Below are 14477 nucleotides of genomic sequence, written 5' to 3' on the forward strand. Positions count from 1 at the left end.
GCCGTCTCGCGGTCGCGGCGCGCCGGTGCCTCACGGCCCCGTGACGTCCGGGCGTGCCGGGCCCTCCAGCGTCCGGGTCCGGGCCACCTCGGCGTACCAGCGAGCGCTGGCCTTCGGCGTGCGCTCCAGCGTGTCGTAGTCGACGCGGACGATGCCGAAGCGCTTGGCGTAGCCGAAGGCCCACTCGAAGTTGTCCAGCAACGACCACACGAAGTAGCCGCGCACGTCGGCGCCGGCCTGCACCGCGTCCAGCACGGCCGCGAGATGGGTCCTGACGTAGTCGAGCCGCTCGTCGTCCTGCACGAAACCGGTGGAGTCGGGCTCGTCGTCGTACGCGGCACCGTTCTCCGTGACGTACAGGCTCGTCCCGGCCGGACCGGTGTACTCCTCCTGCAGGCGGGTCAGCAGGCGGTACAGACCGTCGGGCTGGACCTCCCAGTCCATCGCCGTGCGCGGCAGGCCCCGCGGGAGCGCGCGCACCTGCTCGCTGCCCACGTAGGGGCTGCGCAGCTGTCGGCCGCCCACGGGCGCCGCCGGTTCGCCGTCCGTACCGGGTCCGGCCACCGCCCCGCCGTTGTAGTAGTTGACCCCGAGAAAGTCGACGGGCGCCGCGACGGTCGCCAGGTCGCCGTCGCGGACGAGGTCGGCGGGCCAGTGCGCGGCCATGTCCTCGAGCACGTCGGCGGGGTAGGTCCCGCGGAAGATCGGGTCGAGGAAGATCCGGTTGAACGCGCCGTCGACCCGGCGCGCGGCGTCGACGTCCGCGGGGTCCGCGGGATCCGCCGGGTCCGCGACGGTGAAGTTGAGGGTGATCCCCAGCGCGGCGTCGGCGTCGCGCTCCCGGAGGGCCTCCACCGCCAGCCCGTGGCCGAGCAGGAGGTGGTGCGCCGCGGCGACGGCCTCCGTCGGCTCCGTCCGGCCGGGGGCGTGCTCGCCCGCCGCGTGGGCGAGGAAGGAGGAGCACCACGGCTCGTTGAGAGTGATCCAGCTCCGCACGCGGTCGCCGAGGGCCTCGTGCACCGCGACGGCGTACTCGGCGAAGCGGTAGGCGGTGTCCCGGTGGGTCCAGCCGCCCTTCTCCTGGAGCGCCTGCGGCAGGTCCCAGTGGTAGAGCGTCAGCCAGGGGTCGATGCCGTTCTCCAGGAGCTCGTCGACGAGGCGGGAGTAGAACGCGAGCCCCGCGGCGTTGGTGGGGCCGTCGTCGGGCCGCACCCGGGCCCAGGAGGTGGAGAAGCGGTAGGCGTCGAGGCCGAGCTCGGACATGAGGGCGACGTCCGTGCGGTAGCGGTGGTAGTGGTCGACGGCGACCGAGCCGTCGTCGCCGTTGAGCACCGCCCCGGGTTGCCGGCAGAAGGCGTCCCAGATGGAGTCGGTGCGCCCGTCGGTCCACGCGGCGCCCTCGATCTGGAACGCGGCGGTGGCAGCACCGACGAGGAAGCCCGGGGGCAGCACCCGGCTGGTGGTGGGCGTGGCGGTGGTCAGGTCGGTGGTCATCCCTTGACGGCTCCTTGCATGATGCCGGACACGAGGTGCCGGCCGGCGACGACGAAGACGAGGATCAGCGGCAGCGTCGAGGCGAGGACGCCCGCCATGATGAGTGAGTAGTCCTTGAAGTAGGAGGCCTGCAGCAGCTGGATCGCCACGGGCAGGGTCGGGTTGGACGCTCCCAGGACCACGAAGGGCCAGAAGAAGTTCGTCCACGACCCGACGAAGGTGAACAGCGCCAGCATCGCGGCGGCCGGGCGGGCCGCCGGGAGGGCGACGTGCCAGAAGGTGCGGATCATCGAGCAGCCGTCGACGCGGGCGGCCTCGATGAGCTCGTAGGGGAGCGCCTCCTGCAGGTACTGCGTCATCCAGAAGACGCCGAAGGCGGTGACCATGCCCGGCACGATCACCGCCTGGAGCTGGCCCACCCAGCCCAGCTCCGACATGACGATGAACAGCGGCACGATGCCGAGCTGGGTGGGCACCGCCATGGTGGCGATGACGAAGACGAGCAGCGGTCCGCGGCCGCGGAAGCGCAGCTTGGCGATGGAGTAGCCCGCCAGGGTCGAGAACATCACCACCGACAGGGCCGTCACGGTCGAGACGATCAAGGAGTTGACGAGCGCGGGCCAGAACTTGATGTCCGACTCGACGACGCGACGCAGGTTCTCCAGCAGGTTGCCCTCGGGCAGGAGGCCGGGGACCGGGCTCTGGGCGATCGTCGCGGCGTCGGACGAGGCGAGCAGCACCGCGTAGTAGATCGGGTAGGCCGAGATGAGCAGGACCGCGGCGAGGATCGCGTAGGTGACCCAGCCGGGCCTGCGGTTCGCCGCACCGGTGCCCCGCCGCCGGGCGGCCGCCCGGGCGGCACCGGCGCCGGCAGTCTGCCGGATCATCGGGACGGAGGGGGCGCTCATCGCCTGCCTCGCTTCGGTGCGGAGCCGGTCGAGGCGATGCGGCGGGTGAGCGCGAAGTTGACCAGGCCGATGGCGATGATGATCAGGAAGAGGATCCAGGCGACGGCGGAGGCCCGGCCGAAGCTCTTCTGGGCCCCCCACCCGAGCTCGTAGAGGTACATGGTCACGGTCATCCACTGCCGGTCGGCGCCGCCCATCCCGAGCTGGTCGAACATGCGCGGCTCGTCGAAGATCTGCAGGCCACCGATTGTCGAGGTGATCACCACGAAGATGATGGTCGGACGCAGCATCGGCACGGTGACCGAGAAGAACCGGCGCAGCCGGCCGGCGCCGTCGATCACCGCGGCCTCGTACAGGTCGCGTGGGACCGCCTGCATCGCGGCGAGGAAGATCAGGACGTTGTAGCCGGTCCACCGGAAGTTGACCATCGTCGCGATCGCGACATGGCTGGCCAGGACGTCGGAGTGCCACCCGATCGGGTCGATCCCGACACCGCCGAGGAGGGCGTTGATCATCCCGGACTGGTCGGCGAACATCTTCGAGAAGATCAGCGAGACGGCCACCGGTGCGACCACGTAGGGCAGCAGCACCCCCATGCGCCAGAACGTCTTGGCGCGGAGGTTGGCGTCCAGGACCGCGGCGATGGCGATCGCGGTGACGATCTGCGGCACCGAGGACAGCAGGAAGATGCTGAAGGTGTTGCGCAGCGCCGTCAGGAACCGGGGCTGCTGGACGACGTCGACGAAGTTCTGCAGCCCGACGAACGGACCCTGGCCGCCGATGAGGTGCCAGTCGTGCACCGAGACGTACGCCGTGTAGGCGATCGGGAAGAGTCCGGCGATCGCGAACACCACGAAGAACGGCGAGATGTACAGGTACGGCGAGAGCCTGACGTCCCACCGGCCCACGCGCTGACGCATCGCGAGCCGTCGCACGCGACGCTCGGGCTCGGGAGGTGGTGGCGCGGCGGTGGGCGGTGCCGCGGAGGTGGTGGTGGCCATCGGTGCTCCTCGGACGGGGCGGGCTGGGGGCCGGACGGGGTGGGGCGGGCCCTGGGACACGCCCCACCCCGGGCAGGTCAGCCGAGGCCGAGCTCGCTGAAGGCGGTAACTGCCTTCTCCCAGGAGGAGGCGGCGTCGTCGCTGGCGTTGACGTCCACCCGGACGATCGCGTCGGAGACGGTCTGGTGGATGGCGAAGTAGTTCGCACCCTTGAACGGCGTCACGTCGACGGCGTCGGCACGGTTGGCGAGGATCTCGCCCGTGGGGGCGTCGTTGAAGAAGGTGTTCGTCTGACCGAGCAGCTCCTCGCTCGCCAGGGCCTTGACCTGGCTGGGGAAGGTGCCCTTGGACACGAACGCCTTGATCTGCTGCTCGGGCGCGGTCAGCCACTGCGCCAGGGCCTTCGCCTCCTCCGGGTGCTCGCCCTGCGTCGGGACGGTCAGGAACGACCCGCCCCAGTTGCCGCCGCCGCCGGGATAGACGTCGGCGACGTCCCAGCCCTCGACACCCGCGGCGTTGCCCTCGATCACGCCGAGCATCCAGCCCGGGGCGAGCATCGTGGCGAACCCGTCGTTCTGGAAGGCGTTGACCCAGTCCTCGCTCCACTGCTCGAGGTGCGCGGAGAGGTCGTCCTCGACCGAGGCCGTCACGACGGCCTCGTACAGGTCCTTGACCGCCGCGTTCTCGGCCAGCGCGACCGGGGTGCCGTCGGACTCCTCGTAGGCGTTCGGCAGCTGGTTGACCATGCCCTGGTAGGTGGCCTGCCCGGAGTCGAACCACGGGACGTCCGAGCTCTCGGCGAACTGGCGGCCCACCTCGAAGTAGGTGTCCCAGTCGCCCTCGAGCAGCGCGGCCACCTCCTCGCGGTCGGTGGGCAGGCCCGCCTCGGCGAAGAGGTCGCTGCGGTACGCCACGGCCACCGGCCCGACATCGGTGCCGTAACCGATGAGCTTGCCGTCCGGCGTGGTGGCCTGCTCGACCTTCCAGTCCAGCCACCGACCCTCGACCGCAGGGTCGGCCAGGTCGACGAACTGGTCGGGGTACTGCATGAGCTCGGGCAACCAATCGACCTCGATCGCCTCGATGTCCGCGAGGCCGGAGCCGGCGGCAAGCCGGGTGTTCATGTTGTCGCGGGCTTCGTTGGAGGTGGCGGCCTTCTTGTGCTCGACGACGATGCCGGGGTTGGCGTCCATGTACTCCTCGATGAGCTCCTCGTAGCCGAACTCGTTGAACGTCGCCACGGTGAGCGTGATCTCCTCCGCGGCGGCGCTGCCGTCTGCCCCGCCGGGCCCCGCGTCGGACTCGTCCCCGCCGGCGCCACCACAACCGGTGGCGAGGAGCGCGAGGGCCGCCATGCCCGCCGCTGCCTGGGTGAACCTCTTGGTCTGCACGATGACTCCTTCGTCCACGGCGCTACCGCCGCCGGCTTGTGCGCGTCCGCCGGACCGGGCGGTCCGCCGTTCGCGTGGGAGCGCTCTCACGAACAGGTGGAGCAGAGCGTGGGAGCGCTCTCACGGGATGCGGATATGGTGGCGCGCCGGGACGGGGGCGTCAAGGGCCGGTGATGCCACCCGAGGTCACGGTTCGATCTCGGCATCGGCATCGGCATCGGCATCGGCATCGGCATCGGCATCGGCATCGGCGGCATCGGCGTCGGCGTCAGGGCCGGCGTCGGCGTCGGGGGCGCGTGGGCAGTGCAGGAGGTTCGTGGGCGACGAACTCCCCGCCGGCCACGGTCAGCAGGGCGGAAGGTCGATGGCGCCCCGGGCGGGACGTGCGGGCGTGGGCGCTGGGCACGAGTCGTGGGGCCACCACGGTAGGTTGACCCCTGTGTCGAAGCCGATCGTGACCCTGGCGACCTGCGCGGCGCTGCCGCAGCTCGCCGAGGATGATGCCCCCCTGCCCGACGCGCTGGCCGCCCGTGGGATCGAGCCACGCATCGCCGTCTGGGACGACCCGGACGTCGACTGGTCCGCCGCCGGTGTGGTGGTGATGCGGTCCGTCAACGACTACGCCACCCGCCGTGACGAGTTCGTCCGCTGGGCCGAGTCCGTGCCCCGGCTGGTCAACCACGCCGACGTGGTCCGGTGGAACACCGACAAGCACTACATGATCGAGCTCGAGAAGCGCGGCATGCCCACGATCCCCACGGTGTGGCTCGAGCCGGAGCGCAACCTGTCCAAGCACCAGGTGCACACCCGGTTCCCGGCGAGCGGCGACTTCGTGGTCAAGCCCGCCGTGTCGTCCGGCTCGCACGACACCGGGCGCTACACGGCCGTGGACGCGAAGTCCCGTCAGGAGGCGATCGGTCACGCCATGGACCTCTTGGCCGAGGGGCGCTCCGTCATGGTCCAGCGCTACCTCGAGTCGGTGGATCAGCGCGGCGAGACCGCGCTGATCTTCATGAACGGGCTCGTCTCGCACGCCGTCGAGAAGGACGCGATGCTCCACGGGCCGTTCCGCCGGCACTCGGACGCGCCCGCGGAGGTTGCCCACGCCCGGGAGGCCACCGACGCCGAGTGGCGGCTCGGGGAGGAGGCCCGCGTCGCGATCCACTCCCTCATCAAGGAGCGCATGGGTCGCGACGAGCAGCTCACCTACTGCCGCATCGACGTCGTCGAGGGCGAGGACGGCGGCGTGCGCGTCATGGAGGTCTCCCTCGTGGACTCCTCGCTGTACCTCTCGACCACCCCGGGAGCGGTGGACAACTTCGCCGACGCGATCGCGGTGCGCGCCTTCTGGTGACAGCCGCGGGGACAAGAACGGCCGGCTCCCGAGGGGGCCGGCCGTTCTCGTCTGCCTGGAGGCTCTGGGGTGAGTGACGGGACTTGAACCCGCGACATCCGCGACCACAACGCGGCGCTCTACCAGCTGAGCTACACCCACCATCGCTGCCGCCGCGAAGCCGCGGCAACAGTGGACGAGCATAGCCGATCACCGACCCCGCCCAGAAACCTGTCCGGCGTGGTGTGGATCACGCCCTGCGCGTCGTCAGGCGCGCTCGGGCGCACCTTGGGCGGCCGGGTCGTCCGCCTGCGCGGACACCTGGGCCAGCGCCTCCAGGGCATCCGCGGACGGCGCGGCAGCCACCTCGGCAGCCGCCTTCTTGGCGGCGTCGGAGTCCGGTCCGTCGCCTGCCGGGAAGAGGACGGTGCGGTAGTAGCGCAGCTCGTCGATCGACTCCAGGATGTCGGCCAGCGCCCGGTGGCCGCCCTGCTTCGCCGGCGAGTTGAAGTACGCCCGCGGGTACCACCGGCGGGCCAGCTCCTTGATCGAGGAGACGTCGATGATCCGGTAGTGCAGGTGATCGACCAGCTCGGGCATGTCGCGAGCGAGGAACGTGCGGTCGGTACCCACCGAGTTGCCGGCGAGCGGCGCCTTGCGCGGATCCGGCACCCACTGGCGGACGTAGGCCAGCACCTTCTCCTGGGCGTCGGCCATCGTGAGCCCGGCATCGAGCTCCTCGAGCAGGCCCGAGGTGGTGTGCATGGTGCGCACGACCTCGTTCATCTGCTCGACGCTGCCCGGCGTCGGTGCGATGACGAGGTCCAGGCCCGGATCGAGCGGGCGGAGCTCGGAATCGGTCACGACGACGGCGACCTCGATCAGGGCGTCCCTGCCGAGGTCCAGCCCGGTCATCTCGCAGTCGATCCAGACGATCGGGTCCTTGGGTGCTGTGCTTCGGCTCACCCGCACAGAGTACGTGCGTCACAGACACGCCCGCAGACTCCTCCCCGTCCGAGCATGAGCACAGCGAGCAGCACCTCGGTGACATCGCTGCCTCGAGCGCTGCCACGGGTGACGTTCCCGTGCGGCATACTGGGCGGCGGGCCCGGGGCAGCGGTCGCTGGGCGGTTGCGGAGCTCATCGACTCCGTCCCCACCGGATGCCCACCCTTGCCTCCGTAGCTCAGTGGATAGAGCAGGTCACTTCTAATGACAAGGTCGCAGGTTCGAGTCCTGCCGGGGGCGCGCAGATCGGAGTCGGTCGACGGTGGTCGAGCGGCCACGGACAGCCTCCCCGCTTCAGGCCGTTGTCCGGCCACAATGGACGGGTGACCACGCCCAGCCCCATCGACCTCAGCGAGGCCGACTCGCCGCGACACCCGCGGCTGGAGGTCATCACCGACCTGCAGACAGAGGTCTCGAAGGTCGCCTTCCCCCTGGACCTGCCCGACGCGCCCGAGCTGCGCGAGCTGCGGGAACGGGTGCTCACCCAGCTCGGCGCCCGGCTGCTGCCCCGCCTGCGCCGGGCCGACGCGCCGGCAGTCGTCGTCCTCGGCGGTTCCTCCGGCGTCGGCAAGTCCACCCTGCTCAACTCCCTCCTCGGGGAGGAGGTCAGCGACGCCGGGGTGCTGCGCCCGACCACCCGCCGCGCCGTCGTCGCCGTTCACCCCGACGACGCCGCCTCCCTCGTCGGGCAGCCGCTCGCCGACCTCGCCGACGTGCGCACCCACCCGGCCGTGCCTGCCGGTCTCGCACTGCTGGACGCTCCCGACCTGAACTCCGTCCACGCGGACAACCGCTCGCTCGCGGCACAGCTGCTCGAGACCGCGGACCTGTGGGTCTTCGTCACGACCGCCGCGCGCTACGGCGACGCGCTGCCGTGGCGGCTGCTGACCGAGGCGAACGCCCGGGGCATCAGCACCGCGGTCGTCCTCAACCGGGTGCCGGCCCGGGTTCTCGGGCCGGTGCGCAAGGACCTCCTCTCCCGCCTGGACGGGCTCGGTCTCGGTGAGGCGCCGCTGTTCCTCGTCCCTGACGCCGGACCGCACGAGGGGACGCTGCCGGGCGACCTGGTGACCGAGCTGGACGCGTGGCTCGACCTCGTCGCCGACCGGCACCGAGCCGCCGGTGTGGTGCGCCGGACCACGCGGGGTGTCTGGGCGGCGCTGCGCGAGCAGCTGCTCGTGCTCGCCGCCGGCGCCGACGACCAGGCCGAGGCCGCGGCGGCGCTGCGCGACCTCGCCGTCGCCGCGGCCGGCGTCCCCGCCGAGGCGGTGCGGACCGCCCTGAGCGAGGGACGGGCCGGGCTCGGCGCGCCGACCACCGTCTGGCTCTCGCTCGCCTCGACCGGTGGCCCGCTCGCCCGGCTCGCCCACGACGGCGCCCCGGCGCGCGGCGGGTGGCGGGGCCGCCGCCTGGCGGCCAGAGAGGAGGCCGCCGCGCAGCTGGCCGACGAGGTCGCGGCCGCGCTCCAGATGGTCCTGGCGTCGGCGGTCCGCGCCGCCGACACGGCACTGCGACAGGCGTGGCGGGCGCCCGAGCTCGGCGCGGGCGATCTGCTCGCACGGACGGGCGCGACGGCCGAGCGCAGCGACCCGGCAGCCCGCGCCGAGGACGCGGTCCGTGCGTGGGCCGAGCAGGTCCGGAAGGACACCGCAGCAGACGCCACCCGATCGACCGAGGCCCTCGACGCCGCCGGGCTCGCCGCGCTCGTGCAGGCCGGTGCCGCCGGGGTGAGCGGCGCGTCCGACGCCGCACGCCGGCTGCTCGGTGACGCCACCGCCGTCGAGCGGGCCCGGACCGACCTGCTCGACCGCGCCGAGGACGCCGTGCGCGGCGCCGTCGAGCCGTACCTGGACGCGCTGGACGCCTTGGGCCCAGCCGGAGGCACCGGGCTGCGTCTGCGCGCGTCCGAGCTGAGGGAGCACGCATGAGTGAACCTGACATCGACGCGCTCGCGGCCCGTGCGGCCGAGCTGAGTGCGGCGCTGGAGACCGCCGGTGACCTGGTGGACCCGGCCGTCGCCGCCCGGGCGGAGCATGACATCGCTGCCGTGGCCGCCCGTCTCGAGCTCGGCGCGGACCGCACCGTCGTTGCCCTCGTCGGCGGGACCGGCTCCGGGAAGTCCTCGCTCTTCAACGCCATCTCGGGCCTCGCGTTCGCCGACGTCGGTGAGCTCCGGCCCACCACGGAGGTCGCCGCCGCGTGCGTCTGGGGCGGCGACGCCGAGGCGCTGCTGGACTTCATGGACGTCTCGCACGAACGCCGCATCCAGCGCGAGTCCGTGCTCGACGCCGACCGGGAGCGCGCCCTGCGGGGGATGGTGCTCCTCGACCTGCCCGACCACGACTCCATCGCCGTCGAGCACGCGCAGCAGGTGGACCGGCTGCTGCCGCTGATCGACCTGCTCGTCTGGGTCGTGGACCCCCAGAAGTACGCCGACAGCGCGCTGCACGACCGTTACCTGAAGGCGCTGGCCCGGCGGCGCGAGAACATGCTGGTGCTGGTCAACCAGGCGGACACGTTGCCACCGGCTGCGGGGGAGCGGGTGCGCGACGACGTCGCCGAGCTGCTCGCAGCCGACGGGCTGCCCGGCGTGCGGGTCCTGCTCACCTCGGCGCTCGAGCACACCGGGATCGGCGAGGTGCGCAAGGTTCTCGGCGAGGCGGTCGGCCGGCCCTCGGTCGCCGTGCGCACGGCTGCGGCGGAGCTGGACGCCGTCGCCGCGCGGCTGGAGCCTGCGACCGGACGCGGACCCGGCGAGCTGGACGATCCCGAGCGTGCCACCGCAGCACTGAGCCGCGCGGCGGGCGTCGAGGCCGTCGCCGCCTCGGCCCGGTCCGCCGTCGCCGCGCCGGCGGGCGGAGCGGTCGCGAGCCCGGAGCCGCCGGCCGACGCTGCCGTCGCGGCCGTCCGTGACGGCTGGCTCGCCCGCGCGCAGGAAGGGCTGCCCGCCCGTTGGGCGGCCGCCGTCGAGCGGGCCGTCGCGCCACCGGACCGGCTCGGCGCGGCCGTTGCGCAGGCTGTCGCCGAGGTGCCGCGGCCGCCCTCGCGGAGCACCACAGGGTGGCGCCTGCTGATCGTCGCCGGCGTCCTCACCGCCGCAGCGGTGGCCTACCTCGTCGTCGCGCTGCTGGCCGGGCTCGGCTGGCTGGCCGCGGTCGGGCCCGCAGTGCTCGCCCTGGTGCTGGCCGTCGTCCTCGTGTCCCGGTCGGGCACCGTTCGCGGTCGGGACGCCCAGGCGGCGGCGGAGAAGTACCGCGCCGAGGCCCGAGAACGCACCGCCGGTGTCGTCGACGAGCTTCTCGTGCGCCCCACCGCGGAGGTCCTGGACCGGCACCGAACGCTCCGCAGCGCCCTGGACGCCTGAGATCCACAGGGCCCGGTCGGTGCCACGGCGTCCACAGCCATGGTGTCCGGGGCAACCGCCCGGGTGGTGCGTGGCGGCAGTGTTCCTCGCGAGGCCGGCAGCGGGCCGGCACGGAGCCGAGGAGCGAGCATGAGCAACGAGATCAAGGTCACCGTCCGGGGCTTTGTGGGCAGCGAGCCGGTGCGGCACGTGGTCCCGAGCGGCAAGACGTTCGCCCGGTTCCGGGTGGCGTCGACGTCACGGATCAGGGACAGCGCGACCGGCGAGTTCCGGGACGGCGACACCGTGTGGTTCACGGTCAAGGCGTGGAAGGAGCTGGCCGAGAACATCCTGGCCAGCCTGCACAAGGGCACGCCGGTGGTGCTGTCCGGCACTCTCGTCAGCGAGACCTGGCAGAGCGAGCAGGGGGAGCGTTCGTCCAACGTGGTCAAGGTCGACGCGATCGGTCCCGACCTCAACACGGGCACCGCCAACTTCGTCAAGACGGTGCGGTCCACGGCCGCGGATGGGGACGGTGAGAACGCGTCCGACGACCCGGAGGACGAGAGCGGTGCCGGCGCCGTCGCCGGGCTCACCGGCCCGGACGGCGTGCGCTTCACCGGCGAGGAGCTGCCCGACGAGCCGCCCTTGGAGAGTCAGCAGTCGACCGACTACGAGATGGCATCGACGCTCTGAACACGCGAGCGTCCACGGCCACGGGCGCTCGCGCGCTGGGTGCCCCCCGGACCGATGTGCCGAGCGGGCCCGGCCGCCGAGCGGGTCCGGGAGGCCCGGTCGCCGCGGACCGCGACGGCGGCCCGGCCGGGCCGGACCGGCCGCCTGCGGGGACGACGCCGGGAGGAGGGATCCGGGGCGCGTGTCCTACCCTGGACCCCGAAGCGGCCCGCCCGATCGGCGGGCCGACCCCACGTACGTGATGCGGAGAGCAGTGGCTGAGTACATCTACTCCATGGTCCGGGCGCGCAAGGCGCACGGCGACAAGGTCATCCTCGATGACGTCACCATGGCCTTCCTGCCCGGCGCCAAGATCGGCATGGTCGGTCCCAACGGCGCCGGAAAGTCCACGATCCTGAAGATCATGGCCGGTCTGGACACCCCGTCCAACGGTGAGGCACGACTGTCCCCGGGCTACTCGGTGGGCATCCTCCAGCAGGAGCCGCCGCTGAACGAGGAGAAGACCGTCCTGGGCAACGTCCAGGAGGGCGTGGCCGAGATCCTCGGCAAGGTCCAGCGCTTCAACGAGATCGGCGAGCAGATGGCCGAGCCCGACGCGGACTTCGACGCGCTCATGGACGAGATGGGCAAGCTCCAGACGGAGATCGACGCCGCCAACGCCTGGGACCTGGACTCCCAGCTCGCCCAGGCCATGGACGCGCTGCGCTGCCCGCCGCCGGACGCCGACGTCAGCGTGCTCTCCGGTGGCGAGCGCCGTCGCGTCGCGCTGTGCAAGCTCCTCCTCGAGCAGCCCGACCTGCTGCTCCTCGACGAGCCCACCAACCACCTCGACGCCGAGTCGGTGCTGTGGCTCGAGCAGCACCTCGCCAAGTACCCCGGCGCCGTCATCGCCGTCACCCACGACCGGTACTTCCTCGACCACGTCGCCGAGTGGATCGCCGAGGTGGACCGCGGCCGCCTCTACCCCTACGAGGGCAACTACTCCACCTACCTGGAGAAGAAGGCCGCGCGCCTGGAGGTCCAGGGCAAGAAGGACGCCAAGCTCCAGAAGCGGCTCAAGGACGAGCTCGAGTGGGTGCGCTCGTCCGCCAAGGGCCGCCAGACCAAGTCCAAGGCGCGTCTCGCCCGCTACGAGGAGATGGCCGCCGAGGCCGAGCGCACCCGCAAGCTCGACTTCGAGGAGATCCAGATCCCGCCCGGCCCGCGCCTGGGCTCGGTCGTCCTCGAGGCCTCGGACCTGCGCAAGGGCTTCGGCGACAGGGTCCTGATCGACGGGCTGTCGTTCTCGCTGCCCCGCAACGGCATCGTCGGGATCATCGGGCCCAACGGCGTCGGCAAGACCACGCTGTTCAAGACCATCGTGGGCCTGGAGCCGCTCGACGGCGGCGACCTCAAGATCGGTGACACGGTCAAGATCTCCTACGTCGACCAGTCTCGTGCCGGCATCGACCCGAACAAGACGCTCTGGGAGGTCGTCAGCGACGGGCTGGACTTCATCCAGGTCGGCAACGTCGAGATGCCGTCGCGCGCCTACGTCTCGGCCTTCGGGTTCAAGGGACCGGACCAGCAGAAGCCGGCCGGGGTGCTCTCCGGCGGCGAGCGCAACCGGCTCAACCTCGCCCTGACCCTCAAGCAGGGCGGCAACGTCCTGCTGCTGGACGAGCCCACGAACGACCTGGACGTCGAGACCCTCGGCTCCCTGGAGAACGCCCTGCTGGAGTTCCCCGGCTGCGCGGTCGTCATCACCCACGACCGGTGGTTCCTCGACCGGGTGGCCACCCACATCCTGGCCTACGAGGGCACGGACGAGGACCCCGCCGCCTGGTACTGGTTCGAGGGCAACTTCGAGTCTTACGAGGCGAACAAGATCGAGCGGCTGGGCGCCGAGGCGGCACGGCCGCACTCCGTCACCTACCGCAAGCTCACGCGGGACTGACCTCCGCGGAAGCTCCCAGTCGGCCGCCACCGGGACCCGGTGGCGGCCGACGGCTTTCCCCGGGCCAACGGGCCCGGGTCGGATGCCGGCACACACCCTTGGGAGTGATGCCGCGCCGCGGAGCGATGCCGCACCGCGCGACCGCGGCCGCCGCGATCGTTGCCGACGGCTGCGGTCCGGTGGATAGGCTCGCCGGGTGCGCACGAACACCACGGACACCATGGACACCAGCATCGACACCGCCGCCGTCGCCGCCGCGCTGACGACTGCCGCGGAGCGCGACCACTTATCCGGCGCCGTGCACATCGCTCGTGGCCCGGACGTGCTCTTCGCAGGCGCCTACGGGGTCGCGTCGCGGCGCTGGCAGGTCCCCGTCCACGCCGGCACCCGCTTCGACGTCGCGTCGGTGACCAAGCTCTTCACCTCCGTCGCGGTGCTGCAGCAGGTCGAGGCGGGGACGCTCGACCTCGACGACCCGGTCACGTCGCGCGTCGACCTGACGGGCACGACCGTGCCGGCGACCGTGACCTTGCGGCACCTGCTCACCCACACCTCCGGGCTGTCCGACGACGCCGACGAGGAGGCAGGGGAGTCCTACGAGGCGCTCTGGGCGGACCGTCCGAACTACGCGGTCACCGAGACGGCCGACCTGCTGCCCGGCTTCGCGCACAAGCCGCCGCGCGTGGAGCCGGGGACCGACTGCCGCTACTGCAACGCCGGCTACATCCTCGCCGGCCTGGCGCTGGAGGCCGTCACCGGCACGCCCTACCGCGAGCACGTGACGGAGCACGTCTTCGCCCGCGCCGGCATGACGTCCTCCGGGTTCTTCGACATGCGCTCGGCCGTGCCCGACGTCGCCGAGGGGTGGGAACCGGTCACCGGTGAGGGCGGCGAGGTGACCGGCTGGACGCAGAACATCTACAGCTACCCGCCCATCGGGTCTCCTGACGGCGGAGCCCACTGCACCGCCGCCGACCTGGTCCGGTTCATCGACGCGGTGCGCGGCGGTGAGCTCCTCGGGCCCGAGCTCACCAGCGCATTCCTGACACCGCAGGTCCTGCACGACGCGGACGACGATCGTGAGCTCCACTACGGCTACGGTCTGGAGTTCGTCGTCGAGCCGGGCGGCGCGCTGCGCTGCTACGACAAGGACGGCATCAACACCGGTGCGAGTGCCATCGTGCGCCACTACGTCCGGCCCGGCATCACCGTGGCGATCGTCGCCAACAGCGCCGACGCCGTCTGGGACCCGTTCTCCGCGATCGACGACGCCGTCACTGCCTGACCCGCCGGGGCGGGAGTGCCGGTCGCCCGGGGCGGGGAGCGGTCGGGGCCCCTGTTGTCCGGGCCGGGGAACCTCCGTAGCGT

The 14477-nt window shown here is 72.1% G+C and carries 11 protein-coding genes and 2 tRNA genes; 7 read left to right on the top strand and 6 right to left on the bottom strand.

The window, feature by feature from the left end:
* Positions 1-30 precede the first annotated feature (30 nt).
* The 4 genes from GD748_RS09445 to GD748_RS09460 all read right to left on the bottom strand — a co-directional run bounded on the left by GD748_RS09445 (position 31) and on the right by GD748_RS09460 (position 4797).
* Positions 31-1494 carry a GH1 family beta-glucosidase gene (locus GD748_RS09445; protein ID WP_152194907.1) on the bottom strand — a complete coding sequence of 488 codons (1464 nt, stop codon included), beginning with the start codon at positions 1492-1494 and terminating at the stop codon, positions 31-33.
* Complete coding sequence (locus tag GD748_RS09450) at positions 1491-2402, bottom strand: carbohydrate ABC transporter permease (RefSeq protein ID WP_152194908.1); 912 nt, start codon at positions 2400-2402, stop codon at positions 1491-1493. Before GD748_RS09450 ends, GD748_RS09445 begins: the two co-directional genes overlap by 4 nt.
* Positions 2399-3403 carry a carbohydrate ABC transporter permease gene (locus GD748_RS09455; RefSeq protein ID WP_152194909.1) on the bottom strand — a complete coding sequence of 335 codons (1005 nt, stop codon included), beginning with the start codon at positions 3401-3403 and terminating at the stop codon, positions 2399-2401. The genes GD748_RS09450 and GD748_RS09455 overlap by 4 nt, the downstream gene beginning before the upstream one ends.
* 77 nt (positions 3404-3480) lie before the next feature.
* A complete protein-coding gene (locus GD748_RS09460) occupies positions 3481-4797 on the bottom strand; it encodes an ABC transporter substrate-binding protein (protein WP_405002675.1) in 1317 nt (438 codons plus the stop codon).
* Positions 4798-5233: 436 nt separating this feature from the next.
* Here GD748_RS09460 and GD748_RS09465 point away from each other — a divergent pair, with 436 nt between their 5' ends.
* Positions 5234-6148, top strand: a complete 915-nt coding sequence (locus GD748_RS09465) for an ATP-grasp domain-containing protein (protein ID WP_152194910.1) — start codon at positions 5234-5236, stop codon at positions 6146-6148.
* Positions 6149-6213: 65 nt separating this feature from the next.
* Here GD748_RS09465 and GD748_RS09470 read toward each other — a convergent pair.
* A tRNA-His gene (locus tag GD748_RS09470) sits at positions 6214-6289 on the bottom strand.
* A 105-nt stretch (positions 6290-6394) separates the two neighbouring features.
* The gene (orn, locus tag GD748_RS09475) at positions 6395-7093 is read right to left on the bottom strand and encodes an oligoribonuclease (RefSeq protein ID WP_152194911.1); all 699 of its coding nucleotides are present in this window, start codon (positions 7091-7093) and stop codon (positions 6395-6397) included.
* Positions 7094-7301: 208 nt separating this feature from the next.
* Here orn and GD748_RS09480 point away from each other — a divergent pair.
* From GD748_RS09480 to GD748_RS09505, 6 genes are all read left to right on the top strand, one after another.
* Positions 7302-7374, top strand: a tRNA-Arg gene (locus tag GD748_RS09480).
* A gap of 83 nt (positions 7375-7457) precedes the next feature.
* Positions 7458-9062, top strand: a complete 1605-nt coding sequence (locus tag GD748_RS20135) for a GTPase (protein ID WP_152194912.1) — start codon at positions 7458-7460, stop codon at positions 9060-9062.
* Entirely contained in the window at positions 9059-10498 is a 1440-nt protein-coding gene (locus tag GD748_RS09490) for a GTPase (protein ID WP_152194913.1), read from the top strand. Before GD748_RS20135 ends, GD748_RS09490 begins: the two co-directional genes overlap by 4 nt.
* 129 nt (positions 10499-10627) lie before the next feature.
* Positions 10628-11173, top strand: coding sequence for a single-stranded DNA-binding protein (locus GD748_RS09495; protein WP_193312897.1), 546 nt, complete (start codon positions 10628-10630; stop codon positions 11171-11173).
* 253 nt (positions 11174-11426) lie between these two features.
* Positions 11427-13109, top strand: a complete 1683-nt coding sequence (gene ettA / locus GD748_RS09500; protein ID WP_152194915.1) for an energy-dependent translational throttle protein EttA — start codon at positions 11427-11429, stop codon at positions 13107-13109.
* Between the two features lie 196 nt (positions 13110-13305).
* Positions 13306-14394 carry a serine hydrolase domain-containing protein gene (locus GD748_RS09505; RefSeq protein WP_226921050.1) on the top strand — a complete coding sequence of 363 codons (1089 nt, stop codon included), beginning with the start codon at positions 13306-13308 and terminating at the stop codon, positions 14392-14394.
* The last annotated feature ends 83 nt before the right edge of the window (positions 14395-14477 follow it).

The sequence above is a fragment of the Georgenia subflava genome (assembly GCF_009193155.1).
Lineage (GTDB): Bacteria > Actinomycetota > Actinomycetes > Actinomycetales > Actinomycetaceae > Georgenia > Georgenia subflava.

Coding starts and splice junctions, on each gene's coding strand:
- GD748_RS09445 (WP_152194907.1), bottom strand. CDS start 1,494: ATGACCACCGACCTGACCACCGCCACGCCCACCACCAGCCGGGTGCTG.
- GD748_RS09450 (WP_152194908.1), bottom strand. CDS start 2,402: ATGAGCGCCCCCTCCGTCCCGATGATCCGGCAGACTGCCGGCGCCGGT.
- GD748_RS09455 (WP_152194909.1), bottom strand. CDS start 3,403: ATGGCCACCACCACCTCCGCGGCACCGCCCACCGCCGCGCCACCACCT.
- GD748_RS09490 (WP_152194913.1), top strand. CDS start 9,059: ATGAGTGAACCTGACATCGACGCGCTCGCGGCCCGTGCGGCCGAGCTG.
- GD748_RS09495 (WP_193312897.1), top strand. CDS start 10,628: ATGAGCAACGAGATCAAGGTCACCGTCCGGGGCTTTGTGGGCAGCGAG.